The sequence below is a fragment of the Streptomyces sp. NPDC088254 genome (genome assembly GCF_044740925.1).
Lineage (GTDB): Bacteria > Actinomycetota > Actinomycetes > Streptomycetales > Streptomycetaceae > Streptomyces.
In genome coordinates this window covers 159,633-178,691 of record NZ_JBIURQ010000008.1, presented here as the reverse complement: position 1 = coordinate 178,691, position 19,059 = coordinate 159,633, and the positions used below count along the sequence as shown (strand labels likewise).

Annotated in this window: 16 protein-coding genes; 13 read left to right on the top strand and 3 right to left on the bottom strand. The window is 72.5% G+C overall.

Annotation, left to right across the window (positions count from 1 at the left end; genetic code table 11):
• Nucleotides 1-322: 322 nt before the first annotated feature.
• Complete coding sequence (locus ACIOC0_RS23795; protein WP_402157356.1) at nucleotides 323-1,549, top strand: glycerophosphodiester phosphodiesterase; 1,227 nt, start codon at nucleotides 323-325, stop codon at nucleotides 1,547-1,549.
• A 188-nt stretch (nucleotides 1,550-1,737) separates the two neighbouring features.
• Nucleotides 1,738-2,235 carry a GNAT family N-acetyltransferase gene (locus tag ACIOC0_RS23790; protein WP_402157355.1) on the top strand — a complete coding sequence of 166 codons (498 nt, stop codon included), beginning with the start codon at nucleotides 1,738-1,740 and terminating at the stop codon, nucleotides 2,233-2,235.
• Here the strand turns inward: ACIOC0_RS23790 and ACIOC0_RS23785 are convergent.
• The gene (locus ACIOC0_RS23785; protein WP_130444392.1) at nucleotides 2,225-2,641 is read right to left on the bottom strand and encodes a hypothetical protein; all 417 of its coding nucleotides are present in this window, start codon (nucleotides 2,639-2,641) and stop codon (nucleotides 2,225-2,227) included. The two genes, ACIOC0_RS23790 and ACIOC0_RS23785, sit on opposite strands and share 11 nt — an antisense overlap.
• A 1-nt stretch (nucleotide 2,642) precedes the next feature.
• On the bottom strand, nucleotides 2,643-3,002 hold the full coding sequence (locus ACIOC0_RS23780) for a hypothetical protein (RefSeq protein WP_352250717.1): 360 nt from the start codon (nucleotides 3,000-3,002) through the stop codon (nucleotides 2,643-2,645).
• A gap of 624 nt (nucleotides 3,003-3,626) precedes the next feature.
• Here ACIOC0_RS23780 and ACIOC0_RS23775 point away from each other — a divergent pair.
• The 8 genes from ACIOC0_RS23775 (at nucleotide 3,627) to ACIOC0_RS23740 (ending at nucleotide 15,060) form a co-directional block, all read left to right on the top strand.
• Entirely contained in the window at nucleotides 3,627-4,670 is a 1,044-nt protein-coding gene (locus ACIOC0_RS23775) for a methionine ABC transporter ATP-binding protein (RefSeq protein WP_402157352.1), read from the top strand.
• 62 nt (nucleotides 4,671-4,732) lie between these two features.
• Nucleotides 4,733-5,413 carry a methionine ABC transporter permease gene (locus ACIOC0_RS23770; protein ID WP_402157664.1) on the top strand — a complete coding sequence of 227 codons (681 nt, stop codon included), beginning with the start codon at nucleotides 4,733-4,735 and terminating at the stop codon, nucleotides 5,411-5,413.
• 72 nt (nucleotides 5,414-5,485) lie between these two features.
• Nucleotides 5,486-6,310 (top strand): MetQ/NlpA family ABC transporter substrate-binding protein, encoded by an 825-nt coding sequence (locus ACIOC0_RS23765; protein WP_352250723.1) that lies wholly within the window; start codon nucleotides 5,486-5,488, stop codon nucleotides 6,308-6,310.
• 149 nt (nucleotides 6,311-6,459) lie between these two features.
• A complete protein-coding gene (locus ACIOC0_RS23760; protein WP_402157351.1) occupies nucleotides 6,460-7,098 on the top strand; it encodes a GNAT family N-acetyltransferase in 639 nt (212 codons plus the stop codon).
• A 147-nt stretch (nucleotides 7,099-7,245) separates the two neighbouring features.
• The gene (gene cbiE, locus ACIOC0_RS23755; protein WP_402157349.1) at nucleotides 7,246-8,463 is read left to right on the top strand and encodes a precorrin-6y C5,15-methyltransferase (decarboxylating) subunit CbiE; all 1,218 of its coding nucleotides are present in this window, start codon (nucleotides 7,246-7,248) and stop codon (nucleotides 8,461-8,463) included.
• Between the two features lie 367 nt (nucleotides 8,464-8,830).
• Nucleotides 8,831-12,727 carry a nicotinate-nucleotide--dimethylbenzimidazole phosphoribosyltransferase gene (cobT, locus tag ACIOC0_RS23750; protein WP_402157348.1) on the top strand — a complete coding sequence of 1,299 codons (3,897 nt, stop codon included), beginning with the start codon at nucleotides 8,831-8,833 and terminating at the stop codon, nucleotides 12,725-12,727.
• A 178-nt stretch (nucleotides 12,728-12,905) separates the two neighbouring features.
• Nucleotides 12,906-14,147 carry a uroporphyrinogen-III C-methyltransferase gene (gene cobA / locus ACIOC0_RS23745; protein ID WP_402157346.1) on the top strand — a complete coding sequence of 414 codons (1,242 nt, stop codon included), beginning with the start codon at nucleotides 12,906-12,908 and terminating at the stop codon, nucleotides 14,145-14,147.
• A gap of 94 nt (nucleotides 14,148-14,241) precedes the next feature.
• Entirely contained in the window at nucleotides 14,242-15,060 is an 819-nt protein-coding gene (locus tag ACIOC0_RS23740) for an RNA methyltransferase (RefSeq protein ID WP_130444410.1), read from the top strand.
• 39 nt (nucleotides 15,061-15,099) lie between these two features.
• On the opposite strand, the gene ACIOC0_RS23735 is transcribed toward ACIOC0_RS23740, so the two are convergent.
• Nucleotides 15,100-16,503, bottom strand: a complete 1,404-nt coding sequence (locus tag ACIOC0_RS23735; protein ID WP_402157663.1) for a serine/threonine-protein kinase — start codon at nucleotides 16,501-16,503, stop codon at nucleotides 15,100-15,102.
• Between the two features lie 196 nt (nucleotides 16,504-16,699).
• Between ACIOC0_RS23735 and ACIOC0_RS23730 the strand changes: the two genes are divergently transcribed.
• The 3 genes from ACIOC0_RS23730 to ACIOC0_RS23720 all read left to right on the top strand — a co-directional run bounded on the left by ACIOC0_RS23730 (nucleotide 16,700) and on the right by ACIOC0_RS23720 (nucleotide 19,039).
• Nucleotides 16,700-16,975 (top strand): hypothetical protein, encoded by a 276-nt coding sequence (locus ACIOC0_RS23730; protein ID WP_130444412.1) that lies wholly within the window; start codon nucleotides 16,700-16,702, stop codon nucleotides 16,973-16,975.
• 199 nt (nucleotides 16,976-17,174) lie between these two features.
• On the top strand, nucleotides 17,175-17,354 hold the full coding sequence (locus ACIOC0_RS23725; RefSeq protein ID WP_130444414.1) for a hypothetical protein: 180 nt from the start codon (nucleotides 17,175-17,177) through the stop codon (nucleotides 17,352-17,354).
• A 701-nt stretch (nucleotides 17,355-18,055) separates the two neighbouring features.
• Complete coding sequence (locus ACIOC0_RS23720) at nucleotides 18,056-19,039, top strand: phosphotransferase family protein (RefSeq protein WP_402157343.1); 984 nt, start codon at nucleotides 18,056-18,058, stop codon at nucleotides 19,037-19,039.
• The last annotated feature ends 20 nt before the right edge of the window (nucleotides 19,040-19,059 follow it).

Genomic DNA, 19,059 nt, shown 5'->3' with positions numbered 1-19,059 from the left:
GGGAAACGGTATGTGTATGTGCAGGTGAGGACGATACTCGCGGCTGCCCCGTTCCTGCACACCGGGTTCACCGACGCCTTACGCACTGTTGACGCAGGTTTACCTCCACCGGCCCAACAGTCGCGGCCCGTCACCGGCCCGTCACACGGACGGTACCGCCCGGCTACCCGGGTCCGTGACACCGAATCCGACGCAACGTCATGTTCCGTCGAATACGCGCCATCAGGCGTCACCCACCCGTTCGCACCAGGGTCTCCCACCGGTCACGTCCGCGCCCCTACGATCGGCGCGCACCGGACGATCCGACGGCAGGAGGACCCACATGGGCGGGCACGATTCGCAGCGGGCTCAGGGCGAGCGCGAGCCGGAGCGGCGGTCGGGCGGCACCGCGCGGCGTGCGTTCCTCGGCGCGGCGGCCGCCTTGGGGGCCGGTGGGGCGACCCTCGGACTGAGCGGCACGGCGGGAGCCGCCGACGCCGGGTACGGCGGCAAGGGCAATGGCGGCGACGGCAACCGCGGCAAGGGGCTCAAGAGCCTCCCCGTGCCCACGATCATCGGTCACCGCGGCGCGAGCGGCTACCGCCCCGAGCACACCTTCGGCTCGTACGAACTCGCTCTCGACCTCGGCGCGGACATCGTCGAGGCCGGCGACCTCGTCCCCACCAAGGACGGTCACCTCGTCTGCCGTCACGAGCCGGAGATCGGCGGCACGACCGACGTCGCCGACCATCCCGAGTTCGCCGCCCGCAAGACGACCAAGACCCTCGACGGCGTCCCCACCACCGGCTGGTTCACCGAGGACTTCACCCTCGCCGAACTGAAGACCCTGCGAGCCGTCGAGCGCGTCCCTGCCAACCGCCCGCACAACACCCTGTACAACGGGCGCTGGCAGATCCCCACCTTCGAGGAAGTCCTGAAGTGGCAGGACCGGCAGACCCGTGAGCGCGGCAAGCAGGTCTGGATCTACCCCGAGATCAAGCACCCCACCTACTTCCGGGCCCTCGGCCTCGGCGTGGAGGAGCGGGTCGCCGCGCTGCTGCGCCGGCACGGGAAGGACGGCAAGAACGCCCCGGTCGTCATCCAGTCCTTCGAGCCGACCAGCATCCAGCGCCTGAACAAGCTGGTCGACAACCCCCTGGTGGTGCTCCTCTCCGGCGCTTCCACCCGGCCCTGGGACTTCGTCGCGACCGGCGACCCGCGCACCGTCGCCGACCTGGTCACCCGCAAGGGACTCCGCGAGATCGCCGGCTACGCCCAGGGCATCGGGCCCACCCTCGACCTCGTCATCCCCAAGGACGCGGCCGGCCGCCTCACCACTCCCACCACCCTGGTGCGGGACGCCCACGCCGTCGGCCTGATCCTGCACCCGTACACGATGCGCAACGAGAACCCCTTCCTGCCCGCGGACTTCCGCAAGGGCGCCGACCCGGACGGCTACGGAGACGTCTTCGGCGCCTACCGGACCTACTTCGCGACCGGTATCGACGGCGTGTTCACCGACCAGCCCGACACCGGCGTGCTGGCCCGCGAGGACCACGTCGGCCGCTGAGGCCCCCAGCGCTCACGTACCGGAAGATCGCGGGGGAGTTGGGTATCTCACAGGGAAGTCTCGGACCGTAACGTTCCAGATGTCCGCGATGTCTTCGACGTCTCCTGACGCCGGTGGTTGCGGCTCGCGAAGTGCGGGGATAGGAGTGAAGGACCACAGGCGATCAGGTGAGCGGGAGGCGTGCGCACATGGGCATGAGCGTGACCATCTCGGTGGCGACCGAGCAGGATGCCGAGCAGATCTTCAGGCTGCAGTACCTGTGCTTCCAGAGGGAGGCGGCGCTGTACGGCAACTACCGCATCGCCCCGCTCGTCCAGTCCCTCGACTCGGTGCGCGAGGAACTGGCCACCGACTGCGTCTTCGTGGCGCGGCTGGGCGACGAGGTCGTCGGCTCGGTCCGGGGCTCCATCACGGAGGACGGCGCGGCCGCCATCGGCAAGCTCTGCGTCCACCCCCGCCTCCAGGGGCACGGCATCGGCGCGCGGCTGCTCCGCGCCGCCGAGGCCGCCCTCACCGAGGAGCGCGGCGCCAAGAGGTTCCGCCTCCAGGCCGGCCACCGCAGCGAGGGCAACCTCCGCCTCTACCGCCGGGTCGGCTACGAGACCGTGGGCACCTCCCAGGGCGCGGACGGTGTCCCGATGATCGTCCTGGAGAAGGCGGCGGGAGCGTACGCGGCTACGGCGTGACCGTGCGGGACCGGCGCAGCCAGTACAGCGCGGTCAGCGGCAGCAGCACGGGGATGAACACGTAGCCCATCCCGTAGTCCGACCAAACGGTCGCGTCCGGGAAGGCGGACGGCTCGATCAGCGTCCAGGTGCCGACGGTCAGCACGCCCGCGAGTTCGGCGGCGCAGCACACCTGTGCCGCCCTGCGCGCCGTCTCGCCTCCCCGCACCAGCGAGTACGTGATGAACCCGTACACCACGCCCGCCACCGCCGACAGCGTGTAGGCGAGCGGCGCCCGGTCGAACTCCGTGGCGATCTGGTATGCCGAGCGCGACACCGCCCCGACCACCATCACGCCGTAGAACCACACCAGCACCAGGCCCGGCCCGCCGATCAGGCGTCGCGGCCTCTCCTGCGCGGCCGTCATGTCAGCCTCCCCAGATGTCGTAGAGCCGCACCTCGAGGACGGCGAGGACGACCGCCGCGGCCGCGACCGTCACCGAGCCCCACCGCGTCCGCTCGGCCAGCGACATGAACCCCGCCGCCGGCAGGCACGCCAGCGCCCCCAGCAGATACGCCACGAAGATCGTCGTGCCCTGAGCCGGCTTCTCGCCCCGTGCCAGCTGCACGATCCCGATCACCAGCTGGGCCAGGGCCAGCACCGAGACCACGGCCATCCCGATGAAGTGCCAGTCCTTGGTGGGCTGGTCGCGGTAGGCCGCCCAGCCGCACCACGCGGCGAGCAGCAGCGCGGCGACACCGGTCGCCAGCGTCAGGGCATCAAGCATGCAGTGACCCTATTACGCCCTTGACGGGCCCCTCGCGTCCGGTCCCGCGAGGCCCCGCGGCGGCCTCGGAAGGGGCACGGCGGGGGGCCTTCTGCGAGGGTGCGCGGGCCGGATCGACCCGTGGCCTTGGTCACCACCGTCCCTGCCGCCGACTCCGGCCCTTGAGGGCGCTCGCAGCCGGACCGGACCGTTCGCGCTGGTCAACGGCGAGGGAGCAGAGCGGGTGCGAAGGCCCCGGGGTGCACCCGAGGGCTGTCCATGACTGTCCAGCATGCGGACAGCCGAGGCCTGTCAGGACCGTACGTCTGGTTTACTGATCGCATGACCACGACGAGCGACCGCACCCCTGCGACCGAGGCGACCATGACGCCCGGTGCTCGTTGTATGTGTCGAATGTGCGCCTTCTAGAGGGCCCCCGCACCACCCTGAGCTCGCGCCCCGAAGCGAGACGCGGTGGCATGTGCGTACGCAGTGAGCCGATGAGCCGTGCGTGACGCACAGCCGCCCCGCGCACATGTTCTCCCCGATCCAGCGTCACAGCGAGAACCGTGTCGCGTCCTTGAACGAACGCATCCGTGCCCGGGCACACCCACGCCCGCGCACTCGACAGTGACGGAAACCCACGTGATCACCACCACGGGCCTCACCAAGGTCTACCGCGCACGCGGCCGGGAGGTCACCGCCCTCGACGGCGTCGACCTGCACGTCCGTGAAGGCGAGGTGTACGGCGTCATCGGCCAGTCCGGCGCCGGCAAGTCCTCGCTGATCCGCTGCATCAACCTCCTGGAACGCCCCACCTCCGGCACGGTCACCGTGGCCGGCCAGGACCTCACCGCCCTCGCCGGCCGCGGCCCGCGCGCCGGCCGTGAGCTGCGCCGCGCCCGCAGCCGTATCGGCATGGTCTTCCAGCACTTCAACCTGCTGTCCTCGCGGACCGTGCAGGACAACGTCGAGCTGCCGCTGGAGATCCTCGGCACCTCCGGGAAGGAACGTTCCCGCAAGGCGCTGGAACTGCTCGACCTCGTCGGCCTCGCCGACAAGGCGAAGGCCTACCCCGCCCAGCTCTCCGGCGGCCAGAAGCAGCGCGTCGGCATCGCCCGCGCCCTCGCAGGCGACCCCAAGGTGCTGCTCTCCGACGAGGCCACCAGCGCCCTCGACCCGGAGACCACCCGCTCCATCCTCCAGCTGCTGCGCGACCTCAACCGCCGGCTGGGCCTGACCGTCCTGCTCATCACCCACGAGATGGACGTCGTCAAGTCGATCTGCGACTCCGCCGCGCTCATGGAACAGGGCCGCGTCGTCGAGTCCGGCACGGTCAGCGAACTGCTCGCCACCCCCGGCTCCGAACTCGCATCCGCACTCTTCCCGGTGAGCGGCGAGGCCGAGGGCGACGGCCGCACCGTCGTCGACGTCACCTTCCACGGCGAGGCCGCCACCCAGCCGGTCATCTCCCAGCTCTCGCGCACCTACAACATCGACATCTCGATCCTCGGCGCAGCCGTCGACACCGTCGGCGGTCTCCAGGTCGGCCGGATGCGCATCGAACTGCCCGGTCGCTACGAGGACAACGTCGTGCCGATCGGCTTCCTGCGCGAACAGGGCCTGCAGATAGACGTGCTGGGCGCTTTTGCCGAGAAGCCCCTGCTGGTGAAGGGCGGTGCCAAGTGACCTGGGCGGAACTCTCCGAGCGGTGGCCCTTGTTGGAGCAGGCGTGTGGTGACACCCTCTACATGGTGGGCTGGTCCACCCTCATCGCGGTCGTCGGCGGCCTCCCGCTGGGCGTCCTGCTGGTCCTGACCGACCGCGGCGGCCTGCTCCAGAACGTCGTCGCCAACAAGGTGATCGGGCAGGTCGTGAACGTCGCCCGCTCGATGCCGTTCATCATCCTCATGGTCGCGCTGATGGGCTTCACCCGGTCCATCACCGGGACGACCATCGGCCGCGAGGCCGCCATCGTGCCCCTCGCCGTCGGCGCCATCCCGTTCTTCGCCCGCCTCGTCGAGACGGCTGTCCGCGAGGTGGACGGCGGACTCGTCGAGGCCGTGCAGTCCATGGGCGGCAACACCTGGACCATCGTGCGCAAGGTGCTCGTGCCCGAGTCCCTGCCCTCGCTGATCGCCGGCACCACCACCACGATCGTCGCCCTCATCGGTTACTCCGCGATGGCCGGCACCGTCGGCGCCGGCGGCCTCGGCGACATCGCCATCCGCTACGGCTACCAGCGCTTCGAGACCGACCTGATGTGGATCACCGTCGCGATCCTCGCCGTCGTCATCTCGCTCATACAGTTCGCCGGCGACTTCGCGGCCCGCTCACTGCACCGGCGCGGCGGCCGCTCCGGACCCGCCCCGAAGCTCCGCCTGCTGAAGGCCGAGGAGCCGGCCACGGCCGACGTCGGCAAAGTCGCCTGAACAACCCACCCCCCCATGACTCCCCGTACCACCCACCACGGGGTCGCACCATCCTCAGGAAAGGCACTTTTCGTGCGTAACACCGCCAAGTTCACCACCGCCGCCCTCGTCACCGGAGCCCTCACCCTCGGGCTCTCCGCCTGCGGCTCCGGCAACGCCGCCAACGACACCAGCGGCCCGCTGATCGTCGCCGCGAGCCCGGTCCCGCACGGCGAGATCCTCACCTACGTCAAGGACCACCTCGCGAAGAAGGCGGGCCTCGACCTGGAGGTCAAGGAGTTCAGCGACTACACCACGCAGAACCCCGCGACCGCCGACGGCTCGGTGGACGCCAACTACTTCCAGAACAAGCCGTACCTCGACGACTTCAACAAGAAGAACGGCACCGACATCGTGCCCGTCGTGACGGTCCACCTGGAGCCGCTCGGCCTCTACTCCAACAAGGCCAAGAGCCTCGGCGACCTCAAGAGCGGCGCCACCGTGGCCGTCCCCAACGACACCGTCAACGAGGCCCGGGCGCTGAAGCTGCTCGCCGCGAACGGCCTGATCACCCTCAAGGACGGCGCCGACAACTCGGCCACCCCCGCCGACATCGCCAAGAACCCCAAGAACCTCAAGTTCAAGGAGCTGGAGGCGGCCCAGACCCCGCGTTCCCTGAACGACGTGGACGCCGCCGTCGTCAACGGCAACTACGCCCTTTCCGCCGGCCTCAAGCCCGCCCAGCAGGCCCTCGCCCTGGAGAAGGCCGAGAACAACCCGTACGGCAACTTCCTCGCCGTGAAGAAGGGCAACGAGGACGACCCGCGCGTCCAGAAGCTCGCGAAGCTCCTCACCTCCCCCGAGGTCAAGAAGTTCATCGCGGACAAGTACGCCGGCTCCGTCGTCGCCTCCTTCTGACCCGCACACGCCTTCGGGGTCCGCACCGTTCGCCCGGTGCGGACCCCGTGGTGCGACAGGGTGCTTTCATGCTGCATGCTGGGCAGTTCAGCGGGTCTGACGGTCAGGCAGGTCGGACGCCGACGGTCTCGAAGGTTACGGAGCGACCCATGACGAGCACCTTCCCCTCCATCTCCATCAGCACGGAGCGGTTGGTGCTGCGCCCCCTCGACGAGGACGACGTTCCGTCCCTGGCCGCGATGATGAACGACGAGCAGATAGTGGCCTGGACCGACGTCCCCCAGCCCTTCACCGAGACCGCGGCCCGCACCTGGATCACCCGGTACGCCCCCGCCGAGCGCACCGCCGGCCGCGGCCTCGACCTCGCCGTCACCGAGTTCCTGACCCAGCGGCTCGTCGGCATCATCCAGCTCACCAAGACCAACTGGCACGTGCGCGCCACCGAACTGTCGTACATCGTCGCCCCCTGGGCCCGCGGCGAGGGCTACGCCTCCGAGGCGTCGCTGGCCACCGCCCAATGGCTGTTCACCGACCAGCGGTTCGAGCGCATCGAGCTGCGCACGGCCGCCGACAATACCGCCTCCCAGCAGGTCGCGCAGAAGATCGGCTGTATCAGCGAGGGCGTCCTGCGCAACGCCTGCATAGCCCGGGCCCGCACCGAGGAGGGCTCCTGGACCGAGATGCGCACCGACTTCATCGTGTGGAGCCTGCTGCCGGAGGACCTCGAAGGCTCGGGGGAGCAGTTCGCGGAGAGCGGCGGCTTCACCTCGTACGCAGACTGGAACTGATCCCGGCTCCCGGCCGGAACCGGTCCTGCGTCGTTGGCCGGAACCGATCCACCCTGATCACGGGCCCGCCGCCACCCCGCCCGGCCCCGCGCGACCAGGTACCCTCACGGGACCGCTGCCTGCGCAAACCCCGGGAGACTGAGGACGATGGCCGACCGCGTCACGGTGATCGGCTGGGACGGTTCGCCGCTGACCGCCGCGGCCCGCTCCGCCCTGAGCGCCGCCACGCTGGTGGCGGGCGCCGCGCACCATCTGGCGCTGCCGGAAGTGCCTCCCGCCGCCGAGCGCCTGCGCCTCGGCAGCGTCGCCCTCGCCGCCCGCCGCATCGCCGGCCACCGCGGCACCGCCGTCGTCATCGCCGACGGCGACCCCGGCTTCTTCGGCGTCGTCCGCACCCTGCGCGCACCCGAGTTCGGCCTGGAGGTCGAGGTCGTCCCCGCCGTCTCCTCCGTCGCCGCCGCCTTCGCCCGCGCCGGCATGCCCTGGGACGACGCCCAAGTGGTCGTCGCCCACCGGCGCACGCTGCGACGCGCGGTGAATGTATGCCGCGCCCACACCAAAGTCGCCGTACTCACCTCACCCGGCGCCGGCCCCGCCGAACTCGGCCTGCTGATGGAGGGCGTCCACCGCACCTTCGTCGTGTGCGAGGAACTCGGCACCGACCGCGAGCACATCAGCGTCGTCACCTCCGACAAGGCCGCCGACCACACCTGGCGCGACCCCAACGTCGTCATCGTCATCGGGGGAACGGCGGCCGCGGCGCCCCAGGCCGACAGCGGCTGGATCACCGGCCGCGCCCCCGACTCGGGCCCACGCGGCTGGGCGCTGCCCGCCGAGGCGTACGGCGGCGAACTCGGCGAAGGGGAGACTGAACTCCTGCGCACCGCCCAACTGTCCCGGCTCGGCCCGCGCGTGGGCGACCTCGTCTGGGACATCGGCTGCGGCAGCGGCGCCTTCGCCACCGAGGCCGCGCGGGCCGGCGCCGCCGTGATCGCCGTGGACCGGGCGCTCGAGGCATGCGCCCGCACCGACGCCGCCGCCCGCCGCTTCGGCGTACAGCTCCAGATCGTCCGCGGCGCCGCCCCGCACGTCCTGGAGAATCTGCCCGAGCCGGACGTCGTCCGCGTCGGCGGCGGGGGAGCGGCCGTCGTCTCCGCGGTCGCCGACCGCCGCCCGCAGCGCATCGTCACCCACGCCATGACCCGCGACGCCGCCGAACTCATCGGCCGGGACCTCACCGAACACGGCTACCGCGTGGAGTGCGCCCTCCTCCAGTCCGTCGAACTCGACACGCGGGCCTGGACGGAGAGGGAACGGAGCGTCGCGTTCCTGCTCAGCGGCGTGTGGCCCGAGCGTTCCGCGTAGACCGTTTTGCCCTCCCGGTGATCCGGTTGTCGTACCGCGCGCGGTAGGCTGGCCGATCGTCGTACCGCATCCGGCCGCCCGGCCTTTCGTCGGTCAATGTCCGGAAAACCCATCCGTTTTGGGGCGGGCGTGGTACGTCGAAACCTGTGGGCGCGCAACGTGGCGCAGTCCACAGCGGAGCGTCTCGGATCAAGCTGTCGCGAGGCGACGACGACCGCGACAATGCCACTGAATGGCTTTGTCGTCTTTTTCGGGCGGGTCGTTCGTGCCGCTGGGCGTGGACGCTCGTTCTTCACTGCGGGGCGGTCGGTGCGCCGTTCCGGGTGAGCTGGTCGTAGGAGCACTAACCGATGGGCGAGGGGTACGCATGACCGACACCGGCCAGGTCCCGGGCGAGGGACTGCCGGAGAGCGCAGACACGGCGGAGCAGCCGGGCGTCTCCACGTCCGGCGCGTACGCCTACCTCTCCGAGACCACCGCCGAGGACGAAGACCTGTTGCTGCTGCCGGGCGCCCAGAGCGCATGGGGCAACGAGGTGGCGCCGCCCGCGCCCGAGCCGGTGGTCGAGACCGTGCACGAGCCCGGCCCGCACGAGATGTCCGGCCGCGACACCGGCTCGGTCGACCTCGGTGCCGTCCGCCTCCCGGGCCCGACGCCCGCCCCGGCCGCGCCGCGCCGTCCCCTGCACCTCGGCCCGCCCATCCCTGACGCCTTCGCCGGCCCGGTCCGCTCGCTGGCCGACCGCGGCCCCGCCGGCGCACCCGTACGCCAGCCGGCCACGCCCGTGCCCGGCCCCGAGTACCTCGACGCCGCTCCCCAGTACGCGACGCCCCCGCAGGGCGCGGCGCCCTGGGGCGCGCAGGTCGCGGCGCAGGCCGTCGCCCAGGCGCCGGCCGCTTCCGGGGCGGCCCCCGCCGAGGCGGCCGCGTCTCCCGCGCAGCCCGAACCGGCGGGCGTGGCCCAGGCGGTCGTGGCCCGGGTGGCCACGGAGGCGATCGCGGCGACCGGCGCTCCGCAGGAGGCGGAGGCCGGGCAGACCGCCGAGCAGACCGTGCCCGCGGGTGCTCCGCAGGAGGCCGATCCGGTGCATGCCGGTGTCGCCGCGACCGGTGCCACGGAGGACGTGCAGGTCCCGGCCGGCGCGGAGCAGTTCGGCGGCGCGGAGGCCACCACGGCCGTCCCGGTCCCGGTTCCCGCGCCGGCTCCCGTCGAGGTGCCGGCGTCGGAGGCCGCTCCGGAGGCGGTGTCGGAGCCCGTGGCCGAGACCGAGCCCGAGTCCGTGCCCGTTGCCCAGCCCGCGCCGGAGATCGAGCTCGCGGCGGCGGTGCCGGCGGTGGACGTGGTCGACGCGGCGGCCGCGCAGGCTGTCGAGGCCTCCGAGAGCGCGCCCGTGGAGGAGCCCGTCGCCGAGGCGGAGGTGGCGCAGGAGGTCGAGCCGGTGGCGGCCGCATCTGTGGAGGCCGCTGAGGCCCCGGAGGCGGACGTAGCGGTCGCTCCCGAGGCTCCGGAAGCCGTCGAGGTTCCGGCGGTCCCGGTCCCCCCGGTGGCCGAGGAGCCCGAGGCGGTCGTCGACACGCCTGCGACGGACGCCGTCGAGGAGGCTCCCGCGGCCGCCGCCGAAAGCGCCCCCGAGCCTGTCGTCGCCGCACCGGAGGCAGGTCGGACGCCTGCCGTGCCGGCGCCCGGCGTGCCCCAGGCGTCCGACGCCCCGGCGGTTCCCGTCGAGCCCGCGCCGCAGACCTCGGAGCCCGCGCGCGAGCCGGCCCAGGTTCCCGAGGTCGTCCAGGAAGCCCAAGAAGCCGAGCCGGTCGCCGTTTCCGAGGCGGTCGAGCCCGTTGCCGAACCTGTCGTACCTGAGCGGGAAGCGGTGGTCCCCGTACCCGAAGCGGTCCCTCCCGCATCCGAAGCAGTCGTCGAGGCGCAGACCGAGGCCCCCGTCGCAGCGCCTTCGGCGCTCGACACGCTCTACCCGAAGCCCGTCGCGGCAGCGGAGCCGACGCATCCCGAGGTCCAGGACGACGCGGAGCACCCGGAGCCGACGCCTGCCCCCGCCGACCAGATCGCGGACCATGCGTCTCGCGTCGTGGACGCTGTGGAGCCCCAACCGGTCCGGCCCCAGGACGACTTCACGTCCGCCGAGGGCGAAGCCGAGGCCGACACCCCCCATGTACCGGAGCCGCTGGTGGAGCAGACGCCCCACCCCGTCGCCGAGCCCCCCGCAGTGATGGTCCCCGCCCCCCGCGCGGCCGAGGCCGCCCCCGCCCCGGTCACTCCGGAGGCGGAGCCGCAGATGGACCAAGAGCAGCCCGACCCGAACGTCGCACAGAACCCGGACGACCTGGACACCATGGCCGCCGACCACGACGAGCCGACCGAGCCGCAGGAGCTGTACGCACTCCACGCGCCGGCCGGACCGAACGCGCCGGCCGGACCGAACGAGCAGGCCGAGCCGAGCGCGCAGGCCGAGCCGAGCGAGCGGGAGCACGAGGGTGCTCAGGCGGAGGCCGTCGAAGCTCCCCGTCGGCCCGTCGGCCCCCCCGCGCCCGCGTACGGCGACGCCGAGCGCGAGGCCGTGCTGAAGGTCATCCGCGAACGCCGTGACATCCGCAACGGCTTCCGCAGCGACCCCATCCCGCACGAGGTGCTGCTACGCGTCCTGGAGGCCGCGCACACCGCGCCGTCCGTCGGGCACTCGCAGCCCTGGGACTTCGTCGTCATCCGCTCCGCCGAAACGCGCAGGGCCATGCACGAACTGGCCCAGCGGCAGCGTGAGGCGTACGCGAAGTCGCTGCCCAAGGGCCGGGCGAAGCAGTTCAAGGAACTGAAGATCGAGGCCATCCTCGACACCCCGGTGAACATCGTCGTCACCGCCGACCCGACCCGCGGCGGCCGGCACACCCTGGGCCGCCACACCCAGCCGCAGATGGCCCCGTACTCCTCCGCGCTCGCGGTGGAGAACCTCTGGCTCGCCGCCCGCGCCGAGGGCCTCGGCGTCGGCTGGGTCAGCTTCTTCGACGAGCGCGAGATGGTCCGCGCGCTGGACCTGCCCGAACACCTGGAAGTCGTCGCGTACCTGTGCGTGGGATACGTCGACGAGTTCCCGGAGGAGCCCGAGCTGATGCAGGCCGGCTGGGCCAAGCGCCGCCCGCTGTCGTGGGTCGTCCACGAGGAGACGTACGGCCGTCGCGCGCTGCCCGGCGCGGACCCGCACGACCTGCTCGCGGAGACCGTCGCCAGCGTCCGCCCGCTGGACGCCAAGGCGCTCGGCGAGGCGTGGGAGCGGCAGAAGCGGATGACCAAGCCGGCCGGCGCGCTCGGCATGCTGGAGATCATCTCCGCCCAGCTGTCCGGTCTGTCCCGCCAGTGCCCGCCGCCCATCCCCGAGCCCGCGGCCGTCGCGATCTTCGCCGGCGACCACGGTGTGCACGCGCAGGGCGTCACCCCCTGGCCGCAGGAGGTGACGGCCCAGATGGTCGCCAACTTCCTGGGCGGCGGCGCGGTCTGCAACGCCTTCGCGACCCAGGTGGGCGCCGAGGTGTGCGTCGTGGACGTCGGCGTGGCGACCGACCTGCCCGCCACGCCCGGTCTGCTGCCCCGCAAGATCCGTGCGGGCACCTCCGACATGACCACAGGCCCCGCGATGACCCGCGAGGAGGCCAAGCAGGCCATCGAGGTGGGCATCGAGACGGCCCGCGACCTGGTCGCGGCCGGCAACAAGGCGCTGCTCACCGGTGAGATGGGCATCGCCAACACCACCGCGTCCGCCGCGCTCATCTCCGTCTTCACCGGTGCCGACCCGGCCGAGGTCACCGGTCGCGGCACCGGCATCAACGACGAGACCCTCGCCCGCAAGACCGAGGTCGTCCGCCGCGCCCTGGAACTCCACCAGCCGGACCCCGCCGACCCCGTCGGCGTCCTCGCGGCGATCGGCGGCTTCGAGCACGCGGCGATGGTCGGCCTCCTGCTGGGCGGCGCCTCCCTGCGCACGCCGGTGATCCTGGACGGCGTCAGCGCCGGCGCCGCCGCGCTGGTCGCCCGGGCCATCGCCCCCGAGGTCCTCGCGGCCTGCATCGCCGGCCATCGCAGCGCCGAACCGGGGCATGTCGCCGCTCTCAACAAGCTCGGCCTACGGCCCCTGGTCGACCTCGACCTCCGCCTCGGCGAGGGCACCGGCGCCCTCCTCGCACTCCCGCTGGTCCAGAGCACGGCCAGGGCGATGCACGAGGTGGCGACGTTCGACTCGGCAGGGGTGACCGAGAAGTAGTCCACCCACCGGGGCCCGGGGGCAGAGCCCGGGCCGCGGTCAGGGGCGGGACAGGGGGAGAAACACCCCACCCGCCCCTGCCCACCCTCCGGACGTGCGCTTAAAATCCGCACGTCAGGGCCGCTCCGAAGCTGCAGTGCGCCCACTGAACAACCGCCTGTTCGAGGAGCCGCACCTCATGGCCCAAAGCCCCGCCTACCCCGTAGGCCTCCGCCTCGCCGGCCGCAGGGTCGTCGTCCTCGGCGGCGGCCAGGTGGCCCAGCGCCGCCTCCCCGCCCTCATCGCGGCCGGCGCGGACATCCACCTCGTCTCACCGTCCGCCACCCCCTCCGTCGAAGCCATGGCGGACGCGGGCGAGCTCACCTGGCACCGCCGGCGCTACGCCGAAGGCGACCTCACCGACGCCTGGTACGCCCTGATCGCCACCAGCGACCCGCAGGCCAACACCCAGGCCTCCGCCGAAGGGGAGGCGCACCGCGTGTGGTGCGTGCGCTCCGACGACGCCGACGCGGCGACCGCATGGACCCCCGCCACCGGCCACAGCGCGGGCGTCACCGTCGCCGTCCTCACCACGGACGCACGCGACCGCGACCCGCGCCGCACCGCGGCCATCCGCGACGCGATCGTCGAGGGCCTGCACGACGGCACCCTGGTCGCCCCCCACCACCGCACCCGCACCGCCGGCGTCTCCCTCGTCGGCGGCGGCCCCGGAGACCCGGACCTGATCACCGTCCGCGGCCGCCGCCTCCTCGCCGAGGCGGACGTCGTCATCGCCGACCGACTGGGCCCGCGCGACCTCCTCGCCGAACTCCCCTCCCACGTCGAGGTGATCGACGCGGCGAAGATCCCCTACGGCCGTTTCATGGCCCAGGAGGCGATCAACAACGCGCTGATCGAGCACGCCAAGCAGGGCAAGACGGTCGTACGGCTCAAGGGCGGCGACCCCTATGTCTTCGGCCGTGGCATGGAGGAACTCCAGGCGCTCGCCGAGGCGGGCATCCCCTGCACGGTCGTCCCCGGCATCTCCAGCTCCATCTCGGTGCCCGGCGCGGCCGGCATCCCAGTCACCCACCGCGGCGTCGCCCACGAGTTCACCGTCGTCAGCGGCCATGTCGCCCCCGACGACGAGCGCTCCCTCGTCGACTGGGCCTCCCTCGCCAAGCTGACCGGCACGCTCGTGATCCTCATGGGCGTCGACAAGATCGGGAAGATCGCCGAGGCGCTCGTCGCCCACGGCAAGCCGGCCGACACCCCCGTCGCCCTCGTCCAGGAGGGCACCACGGCGGCCCAGCGCCGCGTCGACGCGACCCTTGCGACGGTCGCCGAACGGGTCCGCGCCGAGGACGTGAAGCCGCCGGCCGTCATCGTGATCGGCCCGGTCGTCACCGTCGGCCCGCAGCCGGACGCCACCAGGGCGTAACACGGGAGCCGGACGCCACCCGGGCGTAACCCCGGGTAACAGAACCTGTGCCGAGCCGTTGGCACCACACCCAGGACAAGGCAGTATCACCCCTGTGGCCGATCTCATCACCGTCGAGGACCCCGCCGACCCGCGCCTGCGCGACTACACCGGCCTGACCGACGTCGAACTGCGCCGCAGGCGCGAGCCGGCCGAGGGCCTGTTCATCGCCGAGGGCGAGAAGGTCATCAGACGGGCCAAGGAAGCCGGCTACGAGATGCGCTCGATGCTGCTCTCCGCCAAGTGGGTCGACGTCATGCGCGACGTCATCGACGAACTGCCCGCCCCCGTGTACGCCGTCAGCCCCGAACTCGCCGAGCGCGTCACCGGCTACCACGTCCACCGCGGCGCGCTCGCCTCCATGCAGCGCAAGCCACTGCCCACGGCGGCCGAACTGCTGCGGACCGCCCGCCGGGTCGTGATCATGGAATCGGTGAACGACCACACCAACATCGGCGCCATCTTCCGCTCGGCGGCGGCCCTCGGCATGGACGCGGTGCTGCTCTCCCCGGACTGCGCCGACCCGCTCTACCGCCGCAGCGTCAAGGTGTCCATGGGCGCGGTGTTCTCCGTGCCGTACGCCCGTCTCGACACCTGGCCCAAGGGCCTGGACTCGGTCCGCGAGGCCGGCTTCACCCTGCTCGCCCTCACCCCGGACGAGAAGGCCCGCAGCCTCGACGAGGCGGCGCCGCACACCATGGACCGCGTCGCCCTCATGCTCGGCGCGGAGGGCGACGGCCTGTCCACCCAGGCCCTGGTCGCCGCCGACGAATGGGTCCGCATCCCCATGTCCCACGGAGTCGACTCCCTCAACGTGGGCGCGGCGGCGGCGGTCGCCTTCTACGCTGTGGCCACGGGCCGTCCGCTCGGGTAGAGCTCCGGTCTTCGTCTTCGCGCCCTCTCGCGAGCCGGTCTACGAGCCGTCCTCGACGCGCTCGCCGGCCTCGGTGCCCGTCGGCGGCTGGCGCGTGTGCGTCTGCGTCTGCGTGGTCTGGGAGCCGGCGCCGCCGAGTCCTCGGGCCGATCCCTGGCAGCCCTGGACGAGGGCGATGCCGAGGGCCACCAGCAGCGTCACGACGACGAACACGAACAACCGCTGCCGCAGCAACCGGGGGTTGGCCGGCCGCCGCCCGGTCCCCGTGGTTCTCGCCCCGGGCCGGCCGTTGCGCGGCGCGGGCCGACTGCCGGTACCGGGCCTGCTGTTGCGCTTCGCCGGCGTGTTCCGGGGAGCCGGGGTGGGGCGGGCGCCCGGCCGCGAGTGCGAGACGCCGCCGCGCGAACCGTTCCCGCCTCGCGAGGACGTCCCCCCACGCGACGGCGTCCCCCCGCGTGACGGCACCGGGCCGCGCAAGGACGGGGCCCCGCCCCGCGGCGCGGCGGTGCCCGGCTGCCGTCCCGTACGGTCCGGATAGCTGCTGTCCGTCAGCCGCCCCGTCGGACGGTCGGCCTCGGCGGCGCGGGGCGCCGGGGGCCGTGCGTCGGCCATGCCCTGCGCCTCCCGCGCCGCGATCTCCTTCAGCCGCAGGGAGAGGTCCAGCGTGCTCGGCCGCTCCTCGGGGTCCTTGGCGAGACAGGCGCGGATCAGCGGGGCCAGGGCGTCGGGAACGCCGTTCAGATGGGGCTCCTCGTGCACCACCCGGTACAGCATCACCTCGGAACTGCCGTGCCCGAAAGGGGAGTCGGCGGTCGAGGCGTACGCGAGCGTGGCGCCCAGCGAGAACACGTCGGTCGCCGGCGTGACCATCGCGCCCCGCACCTGCTCGGGCGCGAGGAAGCCGGGGGAGCCGACCGCGGTGCCCACGTGCGTCAGCGTCGAGGCGCCCGTCGCCCAGGCGATGCCGAAGTCGATGATCCGCGGACCCTTGGGGGAGAGCAGGATGTTCGAGGGCTTCAGGTCCCGGTGCACGACCCCGGCCTCGTGGACCGCGACGAGGCCCTCCGACAGCGAGGCCCCGATCGCCGCGAGTTCGGCGGCCCCGAGCGGCCCGTCGTCGTTGACCTTGTCATGGAGGGAGGGGCCGGGCACGTACTGCGTGGCGAACCACGGCCGGTCGGCGTCCAGATCCGCCGCGACCAGCCGGGCCGTGCAGCCGCCCCGGATCCGCCGCGCCGCCGACACCTCGCGCGCGAAGCGCGACCGGAACTCCTGGTCCTCCGCGAGGTCCGGCCGGATGACCTTCAGCGCGACCCGCTGCCCCTTCTTGTCGGAGCCCAGGTAGACGACGCCCATCCCGCCCGCGCCGAGTCGTCGGTGAAGCTTGAACGAGCCGACGACGCGCGGGTCCTCGCGCCTCAGGCGCATCATCGCCATGTTCATCCCCGCTGCCCGGTCCGTGTGACGTGGCACAGCTTACGTTTCCACGGCCGTCCGCGCGCAGAGGCCGCGCCCTCTCGCTCCGATCGATTGTCAGTGCCGGATGGGACACTTGAGAGGTGCTCAGGGGGCCTGCGAACAAGGGCGCGTTGTCGCCCCTCTGGCCCCAACCACCTGTCACAGAAGGGGGATTGAACCCGTGAAGGGTGATCGAGTGGAGATAGTCGTCGACGCCGGCGACACGACACGGACGTATGAGGTGGTGGCGAGCAGAGCGGGCCGCCGGGTGGAGACGGCGGTGCGCCGAGGGGTGGTGGAAGTGAGCGAAGTCACCCGAAACGGCGCTGTCGTCCGTACCGCCCGCTTCATGGCGAACCGGGTCCTCGCCCTGGTCGAACAGCCCGTTCCCCGCGAGGACGGCTCGGAAATACCGGCGCGAAGTGGGCAGCCCCTCCGGGAAGACCCCGAGTCGTAGGCCCGCGTCTCCACCCAGGGGAGTACGCCGCAGGTCATGGGTCATCCTCCGGGAGGCCCGTCAATCGGTACGAGGGCATGACGTGCGATGCCCTCCGCGCGCCTAGATTTGAGGTCAAGCGGCGGGTGCAGCACTCGTCCCCCGAGGTCAGACGCCCGCCGCTGCCAACCACAACGGAGAACGGTTCAGGAGAGGGACCATGGCCCACACGGCACCGCGGACGCATCTGCGCACCCGACCCCGCCGTACGGGCCGCCGCCACCCACTGGTGGCGACGCTCATGGCCCTCCCCTTGGCCGCACTGCTCCTGGTCGTCTTCGACGGCTGGGAGACGGTGGCCGCACAGGCGTCGTCCGTGGGCGTGATGCTGGGGCGCTGAGCGGCGACCCCAGGCCCGGAAGAGCGGTCCGGGCGGGGACATCCACCCATGAAACCCCGTGGGGACGGGGGTATGGCGGACGGCAAATGATGCCGGCGCAGCTGGGGAGCTGCGCCGGCATTGCTTTTGCCTCTGCCTCCGGCGGTTGGGCGGTTGTCGGGTGCGGGTTCGGTGGGGGCTGGGGTTTTGCGCAGTTCCCCGCGCCCCTGAGTGCCTGCGGCGGCCCGTTTCGGTTCGGTGGGGGCGGGTGTAGCGCGTTCGGTTCGGTGGGTGGGTCGGGGACGGGGTGGGGGTGTCCGTCCTCGGTCCGGCGGTAGCTTCTTTTTCATCGGCGCCCGGCGACTGACGCCGGCCGCTGCGGGCGGACACCCCCACCCCGCCCCCTCAGCGCCGCGCGCGTCCGCACGAGCGTTCATCCGGCGACCGGCCCAGGGGCGTCCCTTGTGGGTCGTGTGCGGCTGCGTGAGCGTTCGTCCGGCTGCCCGGCCCAGGGGTGCCCCCGGCGGCTTGTGTGCGGCTGCGTGAGCGTTCGTCCGGCTGCCCAGGGCGTGCTCTGTGCGCCGGGCGCGGTTTTACTGGCGTTCATCCGGCCTGCTCAGGGGCGCGGGGAACTGCGCGATCAGCCATAGCGGACCCGCAGTCGCCTGTGGCCGGGCCCGGCAGATACTGGGGCGTTGGACCTCCGTCGTTCAGGGAGCCCCGTGGCCGTCACCCCGTTGCGCAGTGCGCTCACTCGACTCGCCGCCGTCGAAGCACACTCCCGCAGCTCAAGTCGTTGCCCTTGCGGCGCAGACATCCTCGCGGAGCGGGCCGATGCCACTGTGGTGCGCCACGCCGGCGTCGTCGCCAAAGCTCATGCCCCCGGCGTCTCCGTCGCCGACCTCGCCCCCCGTCTGGCCGCCGCGGCCTGCCTTCCGCATCTTCTTCTTCCGCCGCTCACCCCCGCTCCCGCTTCCCTGCATGACCGCCTGGTTACGTTCTGGTCCTACGGCGCTCCCGTGGATCCGGACATTCCGGACGCTGCCCCGTGGGAGGAGGCCGGCACACTTCTCGCCCAGCTTCACCGCACGCCCGCGCCGCACTCCCTTCCGCCGATGCGTGGCCCGGTGAAGGCCGCCCGGGCCGTTCTCCGACTTCGCGAGGTGAGAGGGGAGCATCCTGCCGTCGCTCCCGTCCTGCGGGCCTGGGCCGGCCTCCCTGGTTGGGCCCGTGGGGTGGCGCCCATGCCTGACACCACGACTCTGTGCCACGGCGACCTCCACTTGGGGCAGCTCGTCCGGCATCCGGTGCCCGACGGCCCCTGGCGGCTCATCGACGTCGACGACCTCGGCACCGGCGTTCCCGCCTGGGACCTCGCCCGGCCTGCCGCCTGGTACGCCTGCGGTCTGCTCCCGCCGGAGGAGTGGGCCCGCTTCCTGGCGGCCTATCGCACGGCCCGCGGGCCCGCGGTTCCCGCCGACGGCGATCCCTGGCCCGCGCTCGACGTGCCGGCTCGCGCCCTCACCGTCCAGACCGCCGCCCGAGCGGTGACCAAGGCCATCGCACGCGACAGCCCCCTCGACGAGGTCGAGGAGTCCCTTGTCGACGCCTGCGCCCGGATGGTTTCCGTGCCGCACCGGTCGGTCGACCTGCCTGGCGGATCCGGTTCCGTACCTGAGCAGTTGCCGTCAAGTTCGGCGAAGTAGGGTGCAATCGACCGCAGCCG